This window comes from Actinocorallia lasiicapitis (assembly GCF_054778695.1).
Genome location: NZ_BAAGZI010000008.1, coordinates 1 through 20,057, shown reverse-complemented (window position 1 = coordinate 20,057; position 20,057 = coordinate 1). Strand labels below are relative to the sequence as shown.

The 20,057-nt window shown below is 69.4% G+C and carries 22 protein-coding genes; 11 read left to right on the top strand and 11 right to left on the bottom strand.

Annotation, left to right across the window (positions count from 1 at the left end; all coding sequences use genetic code 11):
• Nucleotides 1-59 precede the first annotated feature (59 nt).
• Nucleotides 60-1,658 (top strand): OmpA family protein, encoded by a 1,599-nt coding sequence (locus ACYVE7_RS02030; RefSeq protein WP_460362660.1) that lies wholly within the window; start codon nucleotides 60-62, stop codon nucleotides 1,656-1,658.
• A gap of 26 nt (nucleotides 1,659-1,684) precedes the next feature.
• On the opposite strand, the gene disA is transcribed toward ACYVE7_RS02030, so the two are convergent.
• From disA to ACYVE7_RS02015, 3 genes are all read right to left on the bottom strand, one after another.
• Nucleotides 1,685-2,755: a DNA integrity scanning diadenylate cyclase DisA gene (gene disA, locus ACYVE7_RS02025; RefSeq protein ID WP_460362658.1), complete on the bottom strand. Its 1,071-nt coding sequence runs from the start codon at nucleotides 2,753-2,755 to the stop codon at nucleotides 1,685-1,687.
• A gap of 161 nt (nucleotides 2,756-2,916) precedes the next feature.
• Complete coding sequence (gene radA, locus ACYVE7_RS02020; protein ID WP_460362656.1) at nucleotides 2,917-4,311, bottom strand: DNA repair protein RadA; 1,395 nt, start codon at nucleotides 4,309-4,311, stop codon at nucleotides 2,917-2,919.
• Between the two features lie 94 nt (nucleotides 4,312-4,405).
• Nucleotides 4,406-5,080 carry a hypothetical protein gene (locus ACYVE7_RS02015; RefSeq protein WP_460362654.1) on the bottom strand — a complete coding sequence of 225 codons (675 nt, stop codon included), beginning with the start codon at nucleotides 5,078-5,080 and terminating at the stop codon, nucleotides 4,406-4,408.
• A 64-nt stretch (nucleotides 5,081-5,144) separates the two neighbouring features.
• On the opposite strand from ACYVE7_RS02015, the gene ACYVE7_RS02010 reads away from it, so the two are divergent.
• From ACYVE7_RS02010 to ACYVE7_RS01970, 9 genes are all read left to right on the top strand, one after another.
• Nucleotides 5,145-6,008 (top strand): HhH-GPD family protein, encoded by an 864-nt coding sequence (locus ACYVE7_RS02010; RefSeq protein ID WP_460362652.1) that lies wholly within the window; start codon nucleotides 5,145-5,147, stop codon nucleotides 6,006-6,008.
• Between the two features lie 157 nt (nucleotides 6,009-6,165).
• Entirely contained in the window at nucleotides 6,166-6,987 is an 822-nt protein-coding gene (locus ACYVE7_RS02005) for an AfsR/SARP family transcriptional regulator (RefSeq protein WP_460362650.1), read from the top strand.
• Nucleotides 6,975-7,283, top strand: a complete 309-nt coding sequence (locus ACYVE7_RS02000; protein WP_460362648.1) for a hypothetical protein — start codon at nucleotides 6,975-6,977, stop codon at nucleotides 7,281-7,283. Before ACYVE7_RS02005 ends, ACYVE7_RS02000 begins: the two co-directional genes overlap by 13 nt.
• A gap of 151 nt (nucleotides 7,284-7,434) precedes the next feature.
• On the top strand, nucleotides 7,435-8,097 hold the full coding sequence (locus ACYVE7_RS01995) for a hypothetical protein (protein WP_460362646.1): 663 nt from the start codon (nucleotides 7,435-7,437) through the stop codon (nucleotides 8,095-8,097).
• 1 nt (nucleotide 8,098) lies between these two features.
• A complete protein-coding gene (locus tag ACYVE7_RS01990) occupies nucleotides 8,099-9,112 on the top strand; it encodes a peptidoglycan-binding domain-containing protein (protein WP_460362644.1) in 1,014 nt (337 codons plus the stop codon).
• Nucleotides 9,105-9,713, top strand: a complete 609-nt coding sequence (locus tag ACYVE7_RS01985) for an ATP-binding cassette domain-containing protein (protein ID WP_460362642.1) — start codon at nucleotides 9,105-9,107, stop codon at nucleotides 9,711-9,713. Before ACYVE7_RS01990 ends, ACYVE7_RS01985 begins: the two co-directional genes overlap by 8 nt.
• The gene (locus ACYVE7_RS01980; RefSeq protein ID WP_460362640.1) at nucleotides 9,710-10,786 is read left to right on the top strand and encodes a hypothetical protein; all 1,077 of its coding nucleotides are present in this window, start codon (nucleotides 9,710-9,712) and stop codon (nucleotides 10,784-10,786) included. The genes ACYVE7_RS01985 and ACYVE7_RS01980 overlap by 4 nt, the downstream gene beginning before the upstream one ends.
• A 10-nt stretch (nucleotides 10,787-10,796) precedes the next feature.
• Complete coding sequence (locus ACYVE7_RS01975; protein ID WP_460362638.1) at nucleotides 10,797-11,168, top strand: hypothetical protein; 372 nt, start codon at nucleotides 10,797-10,799, stop codon at nucleotides 11,166-11,168.
• A gap of 147 nt (nucleotides 11,169-11,315) precedes the next feature.
• Nucleotides 11,316-11,540 (top strand): hypothetical protein, encoded by a 225-nt coding sequence (locus ACYVE7_RS01970; protein ID WP_460362636.1) that lies wholly within the window; start codon nucleotides 11,316-11,318, stop codon nucleotides 11,538-11,540.
• 48 nt (nucleotides 11,541-11,588) lie between these two features.
• Here ACYVE7_RS01970 and ACYVE7_RS01965 read toward each other — a convergent pair whose 3' ends face one another.
• The 5 genes from ACYVE7_RS01965 to ACYVE7_RS01945 form a co-directional block, all read right to left on the bottom strand.
• Nucleotides 11,589-12,716 carry a ScyD/ScyE family protein gene (locus ACYVE7_RS01965; protein WP_460362634.1) on the bottom strand — a complete coding sequence of 376 codons (1,128 nt, stop codon included), beginning with the start codon at nucleotides 12,714-12,716 and terminating at the stop codon, nucleotides 11,589-11,591.
• A 99-nt stretch (nucleotides 12,717-12,815) separates the two neighbouring features.
• A complete protein-coding gene (locus tag ACYVE7_RS01960; protein WP_460362633.1) occupies nucleotides 12,816-13,658 on the bottom strand; it encodes an SAM-dependent methyltransferase in 843 nt (280 codons plus the stop codon).
• Between the two features lie 111 nt (nucleotides 13,659-13,769).
• Nucleotides 13,770-13,964, bottom strand: coding sequence for a DUF397 domain-containing protein (locus ACYVE7_RS01955; RefSeq protein WP_460362631.1), 195 nt, complete (start codon nucleotides 13,962-13,964; stop codon nucleotides 13,770-13,772).
• 49 nt (nucleotides 13,965-14,013) lie between these two features.
• Nucleotides 14,014-14,205 (bottom strand): DUF397 domain-containing protein, encoded by a 192-nt coding sequence (locus ACYVE7_RS01950; protein ID WP_460362629.1) that lies wholly within the window; start codon nucleotides 14,203-14,205, stop codon nucleotides 14,014-14,016.
• The gene (locus ACYVE7_RS01945; protein WP_460362627.1) at nucleotides 14,202-15,023 is read right to left on the bottom strand and encodes a helix-turn-helix domain-containing protein; all 822 of its coding nucleotides are present in this window, start codon (nucleotides 15,021-15,023) and stop codon (nucleotides 14,202-14,204) included. The genes ACYVE7_RS01950 and ACYVE7_RS01945 overlap by 4 nt, the downstream gene beginning before the upstream one ends.
• Before the next feature lie 107 nt (nucleotides 15,024-15,130).
• Between ACYVE7_RS01945 and ACYVE7_RS01940 the strand changes: the two genes are divergently transcribed.
• Entirely contained in the window at nucleotides 15,131-15,529 is a 399-nt protein-coding gene (locus ACYVE7_RS01940) for an ATP-binding protein (RefSeq protein WP_460362625.1), read from the top strand.
• 455 nt (nucleotides 15,530-15,984) lie between these two features.
• On the opposite strand, the gene ACYVE7_RS01935 is transcribed toward ACYVE7_RS01940, so the two are convergent.
• From ACYVE7_RS01935 to ACYVE7_RS01925, 3 genes are all read right to left on the bottom strand, one after another.
• Nucleotides 15,985-18,513 (bottom strand): ATP-dependent Clp protease ATP-binding subunit, encoded by a 2,529-nt coding sequence (locus tag ACYVE7_RS01935; protein WP_460362624.1) that lies wholly within the window; start codon nucleotides 18,511-18,513, stop codon nucleotides 15,985-15,987.
• Between the two features lie 303 nt (nucleotides 18,514-18,816).
• The gene (locus tag ACYVE7_RS01930; protein ID WP_460362622.1) at nucleotides 18,817-19,155 is read right to left on the bottom strand and encodes a histone-like nucleoid-structuring protein Lsr2; all 339 of its coding nucleotides are present in this window, start codon (nucleotides 19,153-19,155) and stop codon (nucleotides 18,817-18,819) included.
• A gap of 317 nt (nucleotides 19,156-19,472) precedes the next feature.
• Nucleotides 19,473-20,057, bottom strand: a 585-nt coding sequence (locus tag ACYVE7_RS01925; RefSeq protein ID WP_460362620.1) for an RDD family protein, incomplete at its 5' end; no start/stop codon positions are given.

Here is a 20,057-nt window from a genome sequence, read left to right as displayed (position 1 = left end):
CGTGATCGCGGGGCGTTAGGCTGCCGCGCGACGCCCCCGGCTTCTCGTGAGGTCCCCCTGTGCGAGTACTGCGTTCGACAGCGGCCGTTCTCGTCGCCGCCGCTGCCCTGGCCGGCTGTTCCGACGGCCCGCCGCCGCCGACGGCCACCCCTTCCGGTCCGTCGGCGGGCCCGGTCGCGACCCCGCAGGAGACTCCGGGCGCGGCCGCCGGCGGCTCGGACGGGTTCTACGTCCGGTCCGATTACCGGCCTGTCCGGATCAGGACCGAGATGGTGCGGGTCGAGCGGTACGCCGACCACGCGGTGCTGCGGATCGGGTTTCTGAGCCTGGAGCCGGAACCCGTCACCACGGTGTTCCTGTTCGGCTCCGGGCTGCTGGACGCCGGGATGGGCGGGTTCCGGCTGGTCGATCCGGTGGGCCGCAAGTACTATCCGCCGCTCCAGGAGCACGGCGACACGTTCGGCAGCAGGCAGAACGGCGAGTTCCGGCCGGGCGTCCGGTATCTGGGGGCCGTCTACTATCCGCCGATCCCGCCGGAGGTGTCGGTGGTGACGGTCGTCAGCTCCGGGAACAGCCCCGGGCTGTACGCGGGCGTCCCCGTCGTGGACGGCACGGAGCCCGCCGCGGCCGTCCCGCGCCCGACCGGCATGCCCGCGCCCGGCGACACCGTCGAACTGGAGGCGGACACCCCGCCGCCCGGTTTCCCGGGGAGCGCCGTCGACCTGTTCGGCATCGCTGAGTCGCCTGAGCGGGAGACGTCGTCGAGCTCGACCGAGGAGCGGATCGGGCTGCGCACCGACGTCCTGTTCGCCTTCGACAAGGCCACCCTGACCGCGAAGGCCGCCGCGATCCTCGACCAGGTCGCGCAGGAGACCCGCGCCAAGGCCGATCCGGCGAAGCCGCCGATCCGGATCGTCGGGCACACCGACTCCCACGGCGCCGACGCCTACAACCTGGCGTTGTCCCGGCGCCGCGCCGCGACCATCCACCGGGAGCTGGCGCGCCGGCTCGGCACCGGCTACCGCTATGCGCCGTCCGGGGTGGGCGAGGCCCACCCGATCGCGAAGGAGGGCGGCGCGGGCGACGCCCAGGCTCGTGCCCGCAACCGTCGCGTCGAGATCTCCTACCGGCTCAAACAGACCACGACCACGACCTCTGCGACGGCCGCGCCCGGCACGGCCCGTCCCGTCGCGGGCCCGGACGGCCCCGCGGCCACCCCGCATCCCGATCCCGAGTTCGTCGCCGAGCGCACCGCGACGGTCGAGGGCGTCGGCTACCGGCTGCGGGTCGCCGCGCCGTTCCGCGACGGCGCGTTCCTGGTCCTGCCGCTGGAGTTCACCCGCGACAAGAAACTGTCCGCTTCGGCCTTGGCCTTCAGCCGTTTCAGCACCACCCGCTGGTCCTGCCTCGGCAACTACAACGACTTCACCCTCCACGACCCGGCGACCGCCACCACCTACCTGACGGCCCGCATCGCCCCCACCTCGCCCGCCACCGGATCCACCCCACGCTGCCTGGACGGCACCACCGGCGGCAGCCAACCGAACCTCCCGGTCCTCACCTACCTCTACCTGACCGCCCCACCCCGCACCACGACGACCGCCACCCTCTCCGCCGGCCCCTTCGGCCCCCTCCCCAACCTCCCCCTGCCCCCCTGACCTTCTCGGGGCTCGGGTGGGGTGGGTTAGACGTAGCGTTCGAGGATGCTGGATTCGGCTAGGCGGGAGAGGCCCTCGCGGACGGAGCGGGCTCGGGATTCGCCGACGCCGCCTACGGCCTGGAGGTCGTCGATGGAGGCGGCGAGGAGTTTCTGCAGGCCGCCGAAGTGGTCGACGAGGCGGTCGACGACCAGGCCCGGCAGGCGCGGGACCTTCGCCAGGAGGCGGTAGCCCTTCGGGCTGACGGGCAGGTCGAGGGAGTCGGCGCCGCTGAAGTCCATGGTGCGGGCGACGGCGCCCAGATCGAGCAGGCCGGTCGCGGTGAGCTCGTCCAGCGCCGCGAGCACCGACTCGGCGGGACGCTCGCCCGCCTGGTAGTCGCGGACGATCAGCTCGCGCTCCTCCTCGACCCCCGACACCAGCTCGTCGAGCTGCAGCGACAGCAGCCGCCCGTCGGTGCCCAGCTCGACCACGTACCCGTCGATCTCGTCGGCGATCCGCCGGACCATCTCGAGCCGCTGGACGACGGCCGTGACATCGCGGACCGTCACCAGATCCTCGATCTCGAGCGCCGAGAGCGTGCCCGACACCTCGTCCAGCCGGAGCTTGTACCGCTCCAGCGTGGCGAGCGCCTGGTTGGCCTTGGACAGTATGGCCGCCGAGTCCTCGAGGACGTACCGGCCGTCCACGTACAGCGCGATGATCCGCATCGACTGGCTGACCGAGATGACCGGGTAGCCCGTCTGCTTGGCGACCCGTTCGGCCGTCCGATGCCGGGTGCCGGACTCCTCGGTGGGGATCCCCGGATCGGGCACGAGGTGCACCGCCGCCCGGAGGATCTTGGTGGCGTTGCCGTCGAGGACGATCGCGCCGTCCATCTTGGCGAGCTCCCGCAGCCGGGTGGCCGAGAACTCGACGTCGAGTTCGAACCCGCCGCTGCAGAGCTCCTCGACGGTCGCGTCATAGCCGAGGACGATCAGCCCGCCGGTGTGGCCTCGCAGAATGCGTTCCAGACCGTCGCGCAGATGGGTGCCCGGCGCCACCGCTGCCAGGGTGGCGCGGCGTCGCTCATCGACGGTTTTCTCCTGTGCTGGCACATGACCCCCGCAGGTCGCCGGTGTTGACTACAAGCACTCCCCGAACAAACGAAAGCGCCCCGGAACCTCAAATTCAGGCGCCCCCAGCTTACCGAGCCCATCTCCTTCCTCGTTCGGACGCTCCGCGCGCGCCCGCAGTTCCCGTGCGACGGCCGTTCCCGTCAGGGAGCGACGAAGGCGACACGGGACGCTTCCTCCAATGTGTCCACTTCGATGACCTTCATTCCTTCGAACTCGACCGCCCCGAGCTTCTTGAGCGGCCCGCTCTTGCCCAGCTCCAGCGCACCGCGCGGCACGACGGCGCTGCGGAACCCGAGCCGTGCGGCCTCGCTGAGCCGCCGCTGCGCGCCCGGCACGGCCCGCACCTCCCCCGCCAGCCCGACCTCGCCGACCGCGATGAGGGTCGGCGACAGCGACTGCTCCAGGTTCGATCCGGCGACGGCCAGCGCCACCGCCAGGTCGACGGAGGTCTCGGTGAGCCGCACCCCGCCGACGGTCGACACGTACACGTCGCGTTCGTGCATCTTCACTCCGGCACGCTGCTGGAGCACCGCCAGCACCATCGCCACGCGCGCTGAATCGAGCCCGGAGGTCGCCCGCCGCGGCGACGGCAGGAACGACTGCGCCACCAGCGCCTGCACCTCGGCGACCAGCGGCCGCCGCCCCTCCAGCGTGACCGTCACACAGGTGCCGGGGACGGGCTCCTCGCGCCGGGTCAAGAACAGCCCGGACGGGTCGGCGAGCCCGACGATCCCGACCTCGGACAGGTCGAAGCAGCCCAGTTCGTCGGTCGGCCCGTACCGGTTCTTCACGGCGCGGATCATCCGCAGCCTGCTGTGCCGATCGCCCTCGAAGTACAGCACCACGTCGACGAGGTGCTCGAGCAGCCGCGGCCCGGCGATCGCGCCCTCCTTGGTGACATGGCCCACCAGGACGGTCGTGATCCCCTTCTCCTTCGCCACCCGGATCAGGTTGGCCGTCACCTCGCGGATCTGGGTGATCCCGCCGGGCGCCCCGTCGGCCTCGGCGGAGGCGACGGTCTGGATCGAGTCGACGATCAGCAGTTTCGGTTCGACGGCCTCGATCTGGCCGAGGATCACCGACAGCTCGGTCTCGGCGGCCAGATACAGCTCGTCGGCGACCGCGCCCACCCGGTCGGCCCGCAGCCGCACCTGCTCGGCCGACTCCTCGCCCGTCACATAGAGCACCCGGCCGCGCTGCGCGGCGAGCGCCGCGACCTCCAGCAGCAGGGTGGACTTGCCGACGCCGGGCTCCCCCGACACCAGCAGCACCGCGTCCGGCACCAGCCCGCCGCCGAGGACGCGGTCGAGCTCGTCCATCCCGGTCGGCTTGGTCTGCGACGACCGCACGTCGACCTGGCCGATGGGCCGCGCGGGCGACTGCACCGGCGAAGCCGCGACGGTACGCGCCGGCGCGGCCACGCCCGCCTCACCGACGGTGCCCCACGCCTGACACTCACCGCAGCGCCCCACCCATTTGGAGGTCTGCCATCCGCACTCGCCGCATCGGAACGCGGCCTTCACAGCCCTTGCCATGCCCGCCAAGCTAACGGCCCCCACCGACAGAATCGAATGAGCTGCGGACAGTATCGATCCGGCCGCGCATCCCGACCCGTGTCGGCTGACACACTCAGCGCAGCACGAAAACGGACTTCTCAGTCCGGACTCCGCCGCCCTCGGTCTGCACGGTGTAGGTGCCGGGCCGCGCCTTGGCCCGCGGCTCCTGGCAGCCCTGCGCGGACCGCCTGCGGTCCCAGCCGACGGCCGTGCTGAACGGCACCCCGCGCCGCAGGAGCTGGATCGAGGTGGCGGGCGCGCAGTGCGCCGACGACCACACCCGGTCGGAGCCCGAGCGCACCTTGGTGACGAAGGTCGCGCCGCCGGCGTCGAACGTGCAGTCCAGTTTTCCGGTGTTGACCACGGTGAGCTGGAACTGCGGCGCGTCGCCCTTCGCGAATTCGGGCCGGACGGGTGTGAGCGTCGCGACGACGTCGGCGGGCGCACACGCGTCGCCGGGACGTCGCGGCGCGGGGACCGTCACCTGCTGGGTGACGGTCGCGGTGACCGTGGGCAGCGGAGGGGGCGGGGCGAAGGTCGTGGCCAGCGCGGTCGGGGTGGGCGTCGCGGACGCGGTGGACGTCGCGACGACCGCCGCGTTCTCGATCGGGGTCTTGTCGTCGCCGCCGCTGCACGCGTAGACGACCCCGCCGACGGCCAGCAGCGCCGCGCCCAGCGCGATCGCCCGCCGCCGCCAGTAGGTGTCGTCGAAGTCCTCGTCCTCGTAACCAACCGTGCCCGAATCCATGCGCACAGTATGCGTTTTGGATCTCGCTGGAGCGGGCAGACACGCGGGCCCCTACCCTGGACGTGTGCCGATCCGACCCATCCTCGACTGGTATGCCGAACATCAGCGTGACCTGCCGTGGCGTACCCCCGAAGCGTCTCCCTGGTCGATCCTGGTCAGCGAGATCATGCTGCAGCAGACCCCGGTCGTCCGGGTCCTCCCGGTCTGGCGGGAGTGGATGGAGCGCTGGCCGACCGCGGCCGCTCTGGCGAAGGAACCGTCCGGTGAGGCGGTGCGGGCGTGGGGGCGGCTCGGGTATCCGCGCCGTGCGCTGCGGCTGCACGCCTGCGCGGTGGCGATCACCGAGCGGCATGACGGCCGGGTGCCGACCTCCCACGCGGAGCTGCTCGAACTCCCCGGAATCGGGGCGTACACGGCGGCCGCGGTGGCGAGTTTCGCGTTCCGGCAGCGGCACGCCGTCCTCGACACGAACGTCCGGCGGGTGCTGGCGCGGCTGAAGAACGGCGAGGAGTACCCGCCGAAGGCGCAGACCGTCGCCGAGGTGCGGCTGGCCGAATCGCTGCTGCCGGAGTCACCCGAGACGGCCGCGACCTGGGCCGTCGCGGTGATGGAGCTGGGCGCGCTGATCTGCACGGCGCGTTCGCCGCGCTGCGCCGACTGCCCGGTGATCTCCGACTGCCGCTGGTACCTCGACGGCAAGCCCGCCTACGACGGCCCGCCCCGCAAGGGCCAGAGCTACGCGGGCACGGACCGGCAGTGCCGGGGCCGTCTTCTGGCCGTCCTGCGCGACAGCCGCGGCCCCGTCGACAAGCCCGCGCTCGACATCGTCTGGTCGGACGCCGTCCAGCGTGAGCGGGCCCTGGACGGCCTCATCGCCGACGGCCTCGTGGACCCCCTCGATGACGGCCGCTACGCACTCCCCCACTGAACGACCTTCGGTATTTGTCAATAAGCGACGCATCCTGGCCATTTTCGGTCAGCACGACAACCCCCTCTGGATCGTTCCATAACTCTTTTCCCGAGCCATATTCCCCGGGGAGCGTTTACGGTTTCCTGATGTGCCCATCTTTCGCCTGCTAGGGCCGATGGAGATCACATACGGGGAAGTAAGCACACCGGCGTTCCCTAATCGTCTTCGCGCCCTTCTGTCCGTGCTGCTCCTGGCCCGAGGAACCGCGCTCTCGCAGGAGTACATCGCTTCAATGATCTGGGAGGTAGCGCCCAAGTCCTATCTGCAGAACATTCGCCAGCACGTCTCTCGGCTGCGCATAGCGCTCGGCGACCATGATCCGGACCTGGGGGCCCGGCTGGAAACGTCCGATTCCACCTCTCAAAAGGTCGCGTATTCCTTCAGAGCGGAAAGAGACGAGGTCGACTTCGCGCTTTTCCACAGAGAGACCGAAGCCGGGCGGACCGCCTCGACGGAGACCGAGGCCGCCTTCCACTTCGAGCGTGCGCTCGATCTGTGGCGGGGCCCCGCCGGGCAGGACGTGACGGGATCGTCCCTGCTCAGCTCGGAGTTCGAGGCGCTGAACGAGACCCGGCTGACCGTCAGGGAGGATCTCATCGAATTGCGTCTGCGCCTTCTACCAGCCCACCATGTCCTGCATGAGGCCCGTGAGGTGGCGCGTATTCATCCATTGCGTGAACGGGCGCACGCACTGCTGATGCGCTCGCTGTACCTGTCGGGCGACCAGGTGGGCGCGCTCCGGGTCCACTCGGAACTCTGCACCCGTCTCGACGACGAACTCGGCGTCTATCCGGGGCCGGAACTCGCGGCCCTCCATCTGGCGATCCTCCAGCACGACCTTCCGGCTATACAGCGTTTATGCAGGCTCTATGCGGCCTCCTTCCTAGAGTTCCCATCGTCAGGAATCCACGGAAGGGGAACCTCATGGCCCGCATGACCTCCAGGCTCCGCAAGACCGGTGTCGCCCTGCTCATCGGGGCGGCCACCACCTCCGGCGCCATCGCCCTCACCTCGGCCCCGGCCGAGGCGTCCTGCAAGTACTCCTACCTGCAGGGCGGGGCGGAGTACGGCGCCTACGCCTACGCCGAGACCAACGACTGCTCGTGGATCAGCAACTCCTACGCCCGCCACGGCGGCACCTCGATCAGCTCCGGCTGGTACACGGGCTCCTCGTGGGCGCGGGTCGACATCGGCTACAACACCTCGTGGCAGGCGACGAACTACTTCGCGTAATTTCTCGCCGCATTCCGGTGTGGGCACGGTCCGTTTTCGGGCCGTGCCCATCGGCGCGTCCCCGACCCGTCTCTTTATCGCGCCCATATTGATGCTGAATTAATCCCCCGGCTCCGATGATCGGAAGCCTGACGACGAACGGGAAATGACCATGTGGCTCAGGGCTCTCACCGCGATCACGATCAGCGGGCTCCTCGTGACCGGCTGCTCGTCGGGCGACCCGGAGCCCGAGCCGGCCAAGAAGGGCGGCCGGATCTCGCTGGTCGCCGAGTTCAAGAAGGCCAGGGACCGCGCGACCTCCGACACCGAACGCGCGGTCTGGGATCGGGCGATCAAGGACGGGAAGCTCCAGCCGTCCGACTACGAGGACGCCTTCGCCAAGTACCGGCAGTGCGCGCAGGACGCCGGGATCAAGGACACCTACGCCAAGCAGGCCAACGGTATCTACAAGGTCACCCCGGCGCTCATGACGGAGAAGTCCGCGGTCGACGCCTGGGCGAAGACCACCGGAGGCTGCGCCGACAGCACCGGGCTGATGCGGCTGGAGGCGCTGTACCGCACCCAGGTCGACAACCCCGAGGGCATCGCCGACCAGCGGGAACTGGTCGTCTCCTGTCTGCTGAAGGAGGGTCTGGTCACCGGCGCCTACACAGCCGAGCAGTTCGACAAGGACGCCAGGGCCGGCATGGTGGACACGCCCTTCGACACCACGGATCCGAAGGCGCGCGCCTGCCTGGAGAAGGGCGGCTACGCCATGGGCGGCGGCAAGCCCGAAGGCGACGATGCCAAGCCCGGCTCCGGCCCGGGAAACTGACGTGCGGGGAACGGCGGCGCTCGCCGCGATCGTGATGCTGGGGGCCGGGGCGGTCGGCGGGTTCCTGGTGCGGGGTTCGGATCCGCCGGACGGGCTGCCGCAGGCGGCGGAGGCGGAGTCCGCGCCGGTGACCACGGAGAAGTTCAGCGACGAACGGTCGGTGAAACTGGCGATGAGCGTCGCGCCGCCGTCACCGCTGACGGTCACCGCACGCGGCCGCGTCACCTCGACGAAGTGCGCTCCCCGACGGCCGATCAGATCGGGCTCGGTGGTCGCCCGGATCAACGAGGCGCCGCTGGTGGCGCTGGCCACGACCGTCCCGCTCTACCGCGATCTGACCTCCCGCGACAGAGGCCGGGACGTGCTCGGGCTCCAGTACGAGCTGCGCCGACTCGGCCACTCCACCGGCCTCGACGGCGTGTTCGGCACCGCGACCAGGGCCGCCGTCAAAGCGCTGTTCAAGGAGTCCGGCGACCCCAAGGCGGACGGGTCGCTGAAGCTCGCGCAGGTGCTCTGGCTGCCCGCGCCCCGCGTCACGCCCGACAAGTGCTCGCTGGTCCTCGGCGGCCAGGTCAACGCCGGAACCGAGATCGCGACCATCCCCAAGCGGCTGTCCGGGCTCCGGATCAGGCCGCTGCCGAGCTATCCCGCGCCGGGCCGCCGCACGCTGCGCGTGTTCGGGATCGCCGGGCCGGTCGCCGCGGACGGCACCGTGACCAGCAGGACCTTCCTCGCGAAGATCTCGGCGAGCCGGGAGTTCCGCGACGTGAAGTCGGCCGACGAGGAACTGTCGGGCACCTACACGCTGGCCAGGGCCGTGACGGCCGTGAAGATCCCGCCGTCGGCGGTGTTCGGCATCGACGGGAACAAGGGCTGCGTCCAGAGCGGCGGCCGGCGGATCCCCGTCCAGATCGTCGGGTCGAAACTGGGCACCAGCCTGGTCACGCTGAAGGGCGCGCCGCCCGCGGCCGTCGATCTGGGTCCCGCGCTGACGGCGGAGACGTGCGATGGCTGAGAAACTCGTCCGCGCGGCCGGGCTCGCGCACAGCTTCCCCGGCACCGCCGATCTGTTCACCGATCTGACCTTCGAGCTGCGTCCCGGCGAGGTGACGGGGCTGTGCGGGCCGTCCGGCTCCGGGAAGTCGACCCTGCTGTCGATCCTCGCCGGCTGGGTGGCGCCGCGCTCCGGCACGCTCGAACTTCTCGGGATCACCAGGACGGGCTGGGTGTTCCAGAACCCCTACGGCGTGCCGGGCCGATCGGCGCTCGACCATGTGGTCCTGCCGCTGCTCGCCAAAGGCGCGACCAGGCCCGCCGCCACCGAACGGGCGCGGGAGGTGATGGCGCTGTTCCGGCTCGAACCCGTCGCCGACCGGCCGTTCCGCGCGCTGTCCGGCGGGGAGGCGCAGCGGCTGATGCTGGCGCGCGCCGTCTGCTCGGCGCCCGATCTGCTGCTGGTCGACGAGCCGACCGCCCAGCTCGACCTGCGCACCGCCCACTCCGTCAACGAGACCCTCGGCTCGATCGCCCAGGACGGCACCGTCGTGGTCGTCGCCACCCATGATCCCGACACCCGGGCGGCGTGCACGACCGTCCTCGATCTGGCGGCGGCGTGAGGATCCGCGCGATCGTCTCCGAAGCGTGGCGGAACACCCTGGCCGGGACGAGCGGAGCCGTCCTGTTCGGTCTGGCGCTCGCGTTCGTGGTCGGCGCGCTCGCCTGCACGGACGCCCGGTCCGTCATCGACCTGCAGAAACGGGCCGACGCGTTCGCGGCGTCCGGCGCGTCGGTGCAGGCGCTGGTGGCGAAGAAGCAGACCGACGCTGTGTACTGCGAGGCGCTGTCCAGGATCGCCGGGATCCGGGCGTCCGGCGCGCTGCGTCCCGCCGATCCGGTGGTGCTGCGGGCCATGGTCGCCAACGCGATCCCCGCCTACGCGGTGACGCCCGGATTCGTCGCGCTGCTGGCGTCCGGGGACTCCGCACGGCCCGGGGTCTGGCTGCCCGAACAGCTCGCCGCGACCCTCAAGGTGAAGGCGGGCGGGCAGCTCGTCACCACGGCGGGCACGCTGACCGTCGCGGGCACCTACCGCTACCCCGACGACGGCCGCGACAGCCGGCTCGCCTACGCCGTGCTCCTGCCCCAGCCCGTCACCGGCACGTTCGACGAGTGCTGGGCCGACGTCTGGCCGAGCTCGCCGTCGGCCGAGGGGCTCCTCTACGCCGCCGTCAAGGTCGACGGCTCCGACGAGTCCGGCGAACCGGTCAATCAGGGGCAGCTCAATCCGAGTCTCGGCACCGCGTTCGACGGGGCCGCCGAGTTCGCGGCCCGGCCTTCCCGGCTGGCGCTGCCCGCCTGCGCGATCGTCGGCTTCGTCCTCGGGTTCGGCGCGGTGCGACGCCGCCGCCTCGAACTGGCGGGGGCGCTCCACATCGGGATGCCGAAGCACGCGATCCTCGCGATGACCCTGCTGGAGACGGCCGTCTGGGCGGTCGCGGGCGCGTTCCTCGGCGGCTGCGCGCTGGTCTTCGCGACGTCCCTGGGCAACCCCGCCGATGCCCTCGACCTGTTCCTCATCGACCTGCGCGGGCCCCTGGCGGCCGTCTTCACGGCCGTGGCCGGTGCGGCGGCCGCCGCGACGACCGTCCGGGAAAAGCACCTGTTCCGCTACTTCAAAGATCGCAACTGAGGAGAGACCCATGCGTCTGACCATCGCCATCCTCGCTCTGGCGCTGCCGTTGAGCCTGGCCGGATGCGGCGACGACGAGCCCCCGGCCGCCGTGCCGCCGCCCGTCTCCGCGACGGCCGGCAACGGCGCGAACGACGCCGCGTCCGATCCGGGCGCGATCGCCGTGAAATGTCTGGCCGAGGCGGGCCTCGTCCCGGCGACCTACACCGCCGGCTCCTTCCGCACCGACCTGGCCGACGGCTTCAAGAAGGCCCCCTTCAAGATCACTGACGCCAAGGCCGTCGCCTGCTTCGACAGCGCCCAGATCCCCGTCCCCGATCCCCAGAGCACGGGCAAGGTCTCCACCGACGCCCCCGACAACGACTCCATCGGCAGCGGCTGATGGCAGGATGGTGACATAGATCATGTGAGACCCTTGTCTCATGGAGCGCGGGGGCGTAGCGTGCGGGCACCGATGGACTTCCCACCCCCGAGGTGTCCGATGGACGTTGCCGCCAAACTCCCCCTAGGACTCGACGCCCAAGGCGACATGACACGCACATCCGTCATCGCCGCCTTCATCCTGGGGACGCTCGCCGTCTTCACCGCCTTTCCGCTCGGCATCCTCGCGATCGTCCTGTCCAACATGGGCATGGAACGCGTGCGGACCGATCTCCCCAAGGCCAGGAAGCTCGTCGCCTGGTCCTGGGGGATCTTCGCCGTGACGGACCTGGCCGTGATCATCACGATCGTCACCCTGCTGGCCCTGAACTAGACCGACCGAAAAGGCGGCCCCGCCCGCGCCGGCGAGGCCGCCGGCTCATCAGAGACGGAACTTCAGCACCTGGCCGCGGTGCGGTTTCCCGCCGCCCTCACCCGGCACGCCCGCGTTGACGATGTAGGCGTGACGGCCGCTGACGGCCAGCCCCGTCGGGCCGGTCAGGCCCTTGGTCAGCAGCGTGGTGCGCTTGCCGCCCTTGACGGCGATCAGCGCGCCCCGGCTGCTGCCGCTGACCAGGCCCTGGTGGCTGAACTCCAGGACCAGGAGCCGCCCCCTGGCGTCGAAGGCCAGGTCGATGATGTTGGTGAAGCCGTCCGCGACGACCTTCTTCCGGCCGTCCCTGGTGACCCGCCAGATCCGCGCGGAGCCCTTCACGAACGGGAAACCGGTCAGCTCGCCGACGTAGTACGCGCCGTCCGGGCCCTTCACCACCGAGGTCGGCACCGACTCGGCGGGCACCTGGCCCTTCTTACACTTGCCGGGCGGCGGCGCCTGGTCCTCGGGGATGCCCGGCGGCAGCGTCGCGCAGCGGGGCGGGAACAGCGCCAGCAGCTTGATCCTGCCGTTCTTGGCGACCTTGAGCAGGTCGTTCGCGCCGCCGTCGGCGACGACCACGCTGCCGTCCTTCTCGACGACCAGCGACTGCGGGTTGCTGTTGGTCCCGTCCAGCGCGACGGGCGTCTTGTCCGGGTTGTACTTCGCCTCGAACTTCGCGAAATCGGCGCGGACCTTGCGGGACGGCAGCGAGACCAGCGTGCTGAGCTTGCGCGCGCCCGGCCCGAGCGCCTTCCTGCCGGACGCCGACATTCCCGAGAGGATCATGACGAGCCGGCCGTTCCGGTCGAACGCCAGGTCCTGCGGGCCGCCCGCGCTCCCGCCCGGAATCCCCGTCGACGGGAACCCCGTCATGATCCGCTTCTTCTTACCGTTCTTGATCGCGACGACGGCCCCGGTGTGGCCGACGCACACCCTCTCCTGGCCTTTGCCGACGCATTTCTTCCCGGCATTGCCGCCTTCGGCGACGTAGACCGTCCCGTCCGGGCCGACGAAGATCCCCCGCGGATTGTCCAGCCCCTTCGCGATCACCTGGGTTCTGGGCGCGGCCTCCGCCGCCATGCCCGGCACCAGTCCGAGCGCCGCGACCCCCGCGACCACCACAGCCCTGCGCATCGTGCTCCCTCTCGTCCGGAATCCCCCGACGAGCACGACGCTCCCAGCCCGGCTGTCCCCCCGCCCTGAGGCGGGAGTCCCGGGTATGTCCCGCCCGGTCTACGGCTTGCGGGCGACACCGCCGACGATCAGCCGCTCGATCCCGCTGAGGTCCTGCGCGGAGTCGCGGAGCTGGACGGGGATGTCCGGCCACAGCTCACGGTCGTACCCGGGGTCGGGACGCCATGTGCTGACGGGCACCACACCCGGCTCGATCAGCTCGGTCGCGCCGAAGTACGACTCGACCTGCTCGGTGGTCCTGAACCAGCCGCTGCCGATCGCCGCGACGAACTTCTCCTCCAGCACGGCCGCTTCGGGCGTCCCGCGGTGGAAGTGGGTGATGAACAGGTGGCTGCCGGACGGCACGGCGTCCAGGTAGCGGGCGGCGATCTCGGCGGGCTTCTCCTCGTCGGAGAAGTGGTGCAGGATCCCCACCATCATGACCGCGACGGGCTGGTCGAAATCGATCAGCCGCTGGGTGTCGGGGTGGTTGAGGACGGCGTCGACGTCCCGCAGATCGGAGGTGATCACGGCGGTCCGGTCGTCGGCGGCCAGCAGCGCCCGTCCGTGCGCGAGGACGATCGGATCGTTGTCGACGTACACGACGCGGGCGTCGGCGATCTCGCGCTGCGCCACCTGGTGGGTGTTGTCGCGGGCCGGCAGCCCCGAGCCGAGGTCGAGGAACTGCCGGATCCCCAGCTCTCCGGCCAGATACCGGACGGCCCGCCGCAGCATCGCCCGGTTCAGCACGGCGACCCCGCTCGACTCCGGCATCGACTTCTCGACCTGATCGCTCACCGCCCGATCGATCGCGAAGTTGTCCTTCCCACCGAGCGCATAGTCATAAATCCGCGCCACACTCGGCTTGCTGACGTCCACGCCCTGCGGCCCGACCTCACCCATCCCAACCCCTAACCCCACGTCTCATCCCAACACCCGCACCCTACGCCCCCAACCCCCCAAAAGATCATCAATCCCACCAATCCCACCGCTCAACCTCGCGACGGACCAGGCTCAGGACCGCTTGACGCCTCCCGCGAACCGGGCGAACTCCCGCCGCCCGAACACCAGGACAGGCCCACCCTCAGGCCGCTTGCTGTCCCGAACACCGACCCGACCGGACCCCACCGCCACCTCGACGCACGCACTCCCGATCCCGTCATCGCTGTAACTGCTCTTCCGCCAGCCCTCACCCGAGAACTCCGCCATAACCTGTCCGACCTCCTCACCAGCCGCTCACCACGGCACCAAAGACAAATCAGGAGCGCTTGATACGTGCGGCGAAGCGAACGAACTCGCGTCGCCCGAACACCAGAACAGCATCGGACGGGGGGCTCTTGCTGTCGCGAACGCCGATCAGACCGAGTGCTGACGCCAGCTCGACGCACTGATCAACGTCACCGACGCTGAAACTGCTCTTGCGCCAGCGTGCGTTCGTGAATGCCGTCATAGGGAACCCAGGGCTTCTTTGATCAGTGCTGCGGAATCCGGCGCGGAAAGCGCCGCGGCACGGGTGCGGTCGAACGCCTGCGCTATGCCGCCGACCGTGTCGTCTGTGTAGAACTGGCCCAGTCCGGAAGAAACGCCCTCGGCATAGACGGATGCGCCTCCGCCTTCGTCGAAGAGGAGGCTGCAAGTGCACCTCACGCCTCCGGCAGGCAGGGCCCCGAACGGGATCACCTGGATCGTGACGTACCAGCGCCGCCCGATCTCCAGGAGCCATTCGAGCTGCCCCCTGAACATCGCCGCGTCACCCAGCACGCTCCGTAGAACCGCTTCCTCGAAAATGGCGACGATCTGAGGTGGTTTGGCGCGGTTGAACACTGCGTCCTGTCGCCCTCTTCGCGCCTCGACCACCTGGTCCACTTCCTCCGCGAAGGAACCCGAAGCGGCCAGTGCGCGCGTGTAGCCCTCGGTCTGCAGGAGCCCCGTCACCAGCTTCGGCTCGTAGATATGAATCCGCGCCGCGGCGCCTTCCGCGGCGTAGAAGGCCCGCGCAGCGTCGAAATTCCGCTCTTTCCTCACGAAACACGCATGAGAGGTGAAGTAGCCGTCGGTGCCGAACACCGCGTCCAAAAGCTCGCCGGTGCGGTCTGCGGGCACCGCCTTGCCGAGTTCCAGTTTGGAGACGGCGTCCAAACTCATCGCAGTGCGCTTGCCGAGCTCGGCGAGAGTCCAGCCCCTTTCCTCCCGGAGTGTCCGCACGCGCCAGCCGTAGTGAGAGGCGAGGGAAGCCTTGGGGTCCAGGGGGTTGGCGGGGCGGCCCATGGAGGTCCTTTTCGTCGGGTGGCGCGCGCGAAAAAACTCTCTGTACCAAGGTAGCCACGCATCACGACGATGGAGGAAATTCCCACACGAAACTCGATTGGTGCGTCATGCGACAGGGACAGCAGGGGGATGGCGGGCGGGTCTTCTCGCGGGAGTACAAGGCGGCGCCGGAGTCCGTCGGGGAAGCGCGCAGGTGGCTGCGGACGGTACTGGAGAGGTGGGGAGCCCAGGACGGCTACCACGAGGCGGCGCTAGTGCTGTCGGAGCTGATGACGAACGCGCTCGGCTCGGACGGCTCCGTCACGGTGACGGTCACGGAGATGGACGGCGGGCTGCGGATCGAGGTGGCCGACGAAGCGCCAGGCGTGCCCGTCCCGCGCGCTTCGGGCAACGACGACGAGGACGGCCGGGGCCTGCTGCTCGTCTCCGCCCTCGCGACTTGGGGCTGGCGGCGGACACGGACGGGCAAGATCGTCCACGCATTCCTCCCGGGCGCGCGCCCTTGATCGTGTCGAGCTGCGGCAAGTGGACCGTTTGAGGCCCGCGAAAGGGCGACACGCCGCAGCTCGACGCGATCAAGGGACGCGCGATCAAGGCACGGGCAAGGCCGTCCACGCGTTCCTCCCCCATGGGGGGGCTTGATCGTGTCGAGCTGCGGCAAGTGGACCGTTTGAGGCCCGCAAACGGGCGACACGCCGCAGCTCGACACGATCAAGGGACGCACGATCAAGGCACGCGCGAGCAAAGCACGGGCAAGGCCGTCCACGCGTTCCTCCCCCATGGGGGGCTTGATCGTGTCGAGCTGCGGCAAGTGGACCGTTTGAGGCCCGCGAAAGGGCGACACGCCGCAGCTCGACACGATCAAGGAAAGGCGCGATCGAGGGAGGCGCGATCGAGGAGAGGGACGTGGGGAAAGGAAATGCCCGCACCGGGGGGTGCGGGCATTTCGGAAGGGGTGGGGTTAGTCCTTGTTGAGGTTGAGGGGGGAGTCGCCGGAACCGACGGCGACGACCTCGTGCTCAGCGGCCGGAGCGGCCTTCGGGACGCCGACGAAGGTGAACTTGGCGGTCTCGCCCGCCCCTTCGACGTCCACGAGGATCTTCTCGCCGGCCTTGATGTGGCCGTAGAGGATCTTCTCCGACAGCATGTCCTCGATCTCGCGCTGGATCGTCCGGCGGAGCGGACGGGCACCCAGGACGGGGTCGTAGCCGCGCACCGCCAGCAGGTCCTTCGCGGCCTGCGACAGCTCGATCGCCATGTCGCGGTCGCGGAGCCGCTCGTCCAGCCGGGCGATCATCAGATCGACGATCTGGATGATCTCCTTCGGGGTGAGCTGGTGGAAGACCACGATGTCGTCGACACGGTTGAGGAACTCGGGGCGGAAGTGCTGCTTGAGCTCCTCGCCGACCTTGCCCTTCATCCGCTCGTAGTCGCTCTTCGCGTCGTCCGCCCGGCCGAAACCGATGGACAGGCCCTTGGAGATGTCACGGCTGCCGAGGTTCGTCGTCATGATGATGACGGTGTTCTTGAAGTCGACGACCCGGCCCTGGGCGTCGGTCAGGCGACCGTCTTCCAGGATCTGCAGCAGCGAGTTGAAGATGTCCGGGTGGGCCTTCTCGATCTCGTCGAACAGGACCACCGAGAACGGCTTGCGCCGCACCTTCTCCGTCAGCTGGCCGCCCTCTTCGTACCCGACGTAGCCGGGAGGCGAGCCGAACAGCCGCGAAACGGTGTGCTTCTCCATGTACTCGGACATGTCGAGGGCGATCAGCGCGTCCTCGTCGCCGAACAGGAACTCCGCGACCGTCTTGGAGAGCTCGGTCTTACCGACACCGGACGGGCCGGCGAAGATGAACGAGCCACCGGGACGCTTCGGGTCCTTCAGACCGGCGCGGGTGCGGCGGATCGACTGGGAGAGCGCGCGGATGGCGTCCTCCTGGCCGATGACGCGGCGGTGCAGCTCGTCCTCCATGCGGAGCAGACGCTGCGACTCCTCCTCGGTCAGCTTGAAGACCGGGATGCCGGTGGCCGTCGCCAGCACTTCGGCGATCAGCTCCTCGGTCACCTCGGCGACGACGTCCATGTCGCCGGCCTTCCACTCCTTCTCGCGCTGCGCCTTGGCGGCGAGGAGCTGCTTCTCCTTGTCGCGCAGGGCGGCGGCCTTCTCGAAGTCCTGCGCGTCGATCGCGCTTTCCTTCTCGCGGCGCACGTCGGCGATCTTCTCGTCGAACTCGCGGAGGTCCGGCGGCGCGGTCATCCGGCGGATGCGCATCCGGGAGCCGGCCTCGTCGATCAGGTCGATCGCCTTGTCCGGCAGGAAGCGGTCGGAGATGTAGCGGTCGGCGAGCTGGGCGGCGGCCACGAGGGCGCCGTCCGTGATCGACACGCGGTGGTGGGCCTCGTAGCGGTCGCGCAGGCCCTTGAGGATCTCGATGGTGTGGCTGAGCGACGGCTCGGCGACCTGGATCGGCTGGAAGCGGCGCTCGAGCGCGGCGTCCTTCTCCAGGTGCTTGCGGTACTCGTCCAGCGTGGTGGCGCCGATGGTCTGCAGCTCGCCTCGCGCCAGCATCGGCTTGAGGATGGAGGCCGCGTCGATCGCGCCTTCGGCGGCGCCCGCACCCACCAGGGTGTGGAGCTCGTCGATGAACAGGATGATGTCGCCGCGGGTGCGGATCTCCTTGAGGACCTTCTTCAGCCGCTCTTCGAAGTCACCGCGGTAACGCGAACCGGCGACCAGCGCGCCCAGGTCGAGCGTGTAGAGCTGCTTGTCCTTGAGGGTCTCGGGCACCTCGCCCTTGACGATCTTCTGGGACAGCCCCTCGACGACGGCGGTCTTGCCGACGCCCGGCTCGCCCACGAGCACGGGGTTGTTCTTGGTGCGGCGGGACAGCACCTGCATGACCCGCTCGATCTCCTTGTCCCGGCCGATGACCGGGTCGAGCTTGCCCTCGCGCGCGGCCTGGGTGAGGTTCCGGCCGAACTGGTCGAGAACGAGGGAGGTGGAGGGGGCCGACTCGGTGGAAGTGCCGGTGGCCGTCGCCTCCTTGCCGCCCTGGTAGCCGTGGAGCAACTGGATGACCTGCTGGCGGACCCGGTTGAGGTCGGCGCCCAGCTTCACGAGCACCTGGGCGGCGACGCCCTCGCCCTCGCGGATCAAGCCCAGGAGAATGTGCTCCGTGCCGATGTAGTTGTGGCCGAGCTGAAGCGCTTCGCGCAGCGACAGCTCAAGGACCTTCTTGGCGCGCGGCGTGAAGGGAATGTGCCCGGACGGCGCCTGCTGGCCCTGACCAATGATCTCTTCGACCTGCTGCCGCACGGCTTCGAGACTGATCCCCAGGCTCTCAAGGGCCTTGGCGGCGACACCCTCACCCTCGTGAATCAGACCCAGAAGGATGTGCTCGGTGCCGATGTAGTTGTGGTTGAGCATCCTGGCTTCTTCCTGAGCCAGGACGACAACCCGCCGCGCACGGTCGGTGAACCTTTCGAACATCTCGTCGCTCCTCACAGAGCGGTCGGTCAGGGACCGGAATGTCCGGACGCCTTCCTTCCGCATACTAGCCCGCCCCGTGGAGGCCTCCCTCTGTAGACCTTCCCCGGGCCGTGCCTGTTCATCCTCATCCAACTACCGCTAACGAGTGCCATGTTCCCGATACGCCACAGGCGAACGACCCTCGCTTCACCACTACCCATAGGACGGCCGTAAACCCTGCGGAGATGGCAGATCGGGATACGCCACAAGCGAACGGCCCGCCCTCCCGATGCACGGGAGAGCGGGCCGTCCGGAAGATGCCGCTTAGTGCGCGGCCTCGTACTGCTCGACCACGGAGGCCGGAATACGACCGCGCTCGTTGACCTTGATTCCCTGGCCCTTGGCCCAGGCGCGGATGTCCGCGCTGCGCTCACGGGAGGAGGTGCCGCGCGCCGGACGGCCGACACCGCGGCCCGCGCGCTTCACGGAACCGGCCTTACGCGAGTGCTCCACGAACTGCGCGAGGGAATCACGCAGCTTCTTGGCGTTCTCGGTGGAGAGGTCGATCTCATAGGCGACGCCGTCAAGGGCGAACGACACGGCCTCGTCCGCCGCACCGCCGTCGAGATCGTCGACCAGACGGACAATAGTTTCCCGTGCCATGGGGCCAGGCCTTTCGCAATCGTGAGGTGCTCGAACCAAGCCATCGTGCTAGGCCAGAGCAAACGTCATTCGGTTGACAAACATATACCCACTGTCAGAGGTTGACAATTCGAGGCGCGTAGAAGTTTTTCACGGCCGCGCCGTAACGCACCGTAATCGACGTGTCGAAAGTCTCGATTCAGGGCCGTGGAAGTGGATCTTGCATTGGATTCCAGCTCCAAAGAGCACCAAATCCCTGGGAATTGCGCGATCATGGACCTTCCGGACACGGCAACGGCCCCCCGCGGAACGCGAGGGGCCGCCTGTGATGCAGATCTCTATTCGGCCAGGTCGTCGACCACAACGGTGCCCGCGTATCGGTCATGGATCGCCTGGAACAACGGCCTGTCCCAGATGGCCCACAGGTAAGCCATGAGGATCCCGCCGACAACGACGAAGTCGAGCACCAGGAACGGCTTCCATACCTTCACGCCGAGCAGCAGGAAGAAGAAAATGCCGAGCTGGTAACCGAGATTGTTGATCGCCGAACGCCACACGGCCGTCGTGAGGGGCAGCGGATCACCCGCGGGATCGGCGAGCACGACGCGCAGCCCGATCCACCGCTTGCCCAGGGTACGGCCCCAGAGCGCGAGCTGGACGGCCTCGTACAGGAACGGGATGACGGCCATCACGAAGAAGGTCGTCCAGAGCACCGGGGTCGACCAGCCGGACGACCCGTCGTCCTTGGCCGGCGCGCCGATCGCGCCCAGCACGATCGGGAAGAGCACCGCGAAGCCCGCCGCCCAGACCAGGCCGGCGTCGATCAGCCGGGCCTTGGCACGCTGGAACGGCGCGGCCAGCGCCAAGTCCTCGGCGGGGTGCGGTCCGGCCGGCACGGGCGCCCTGTGCGTCCGCTGGGGTGC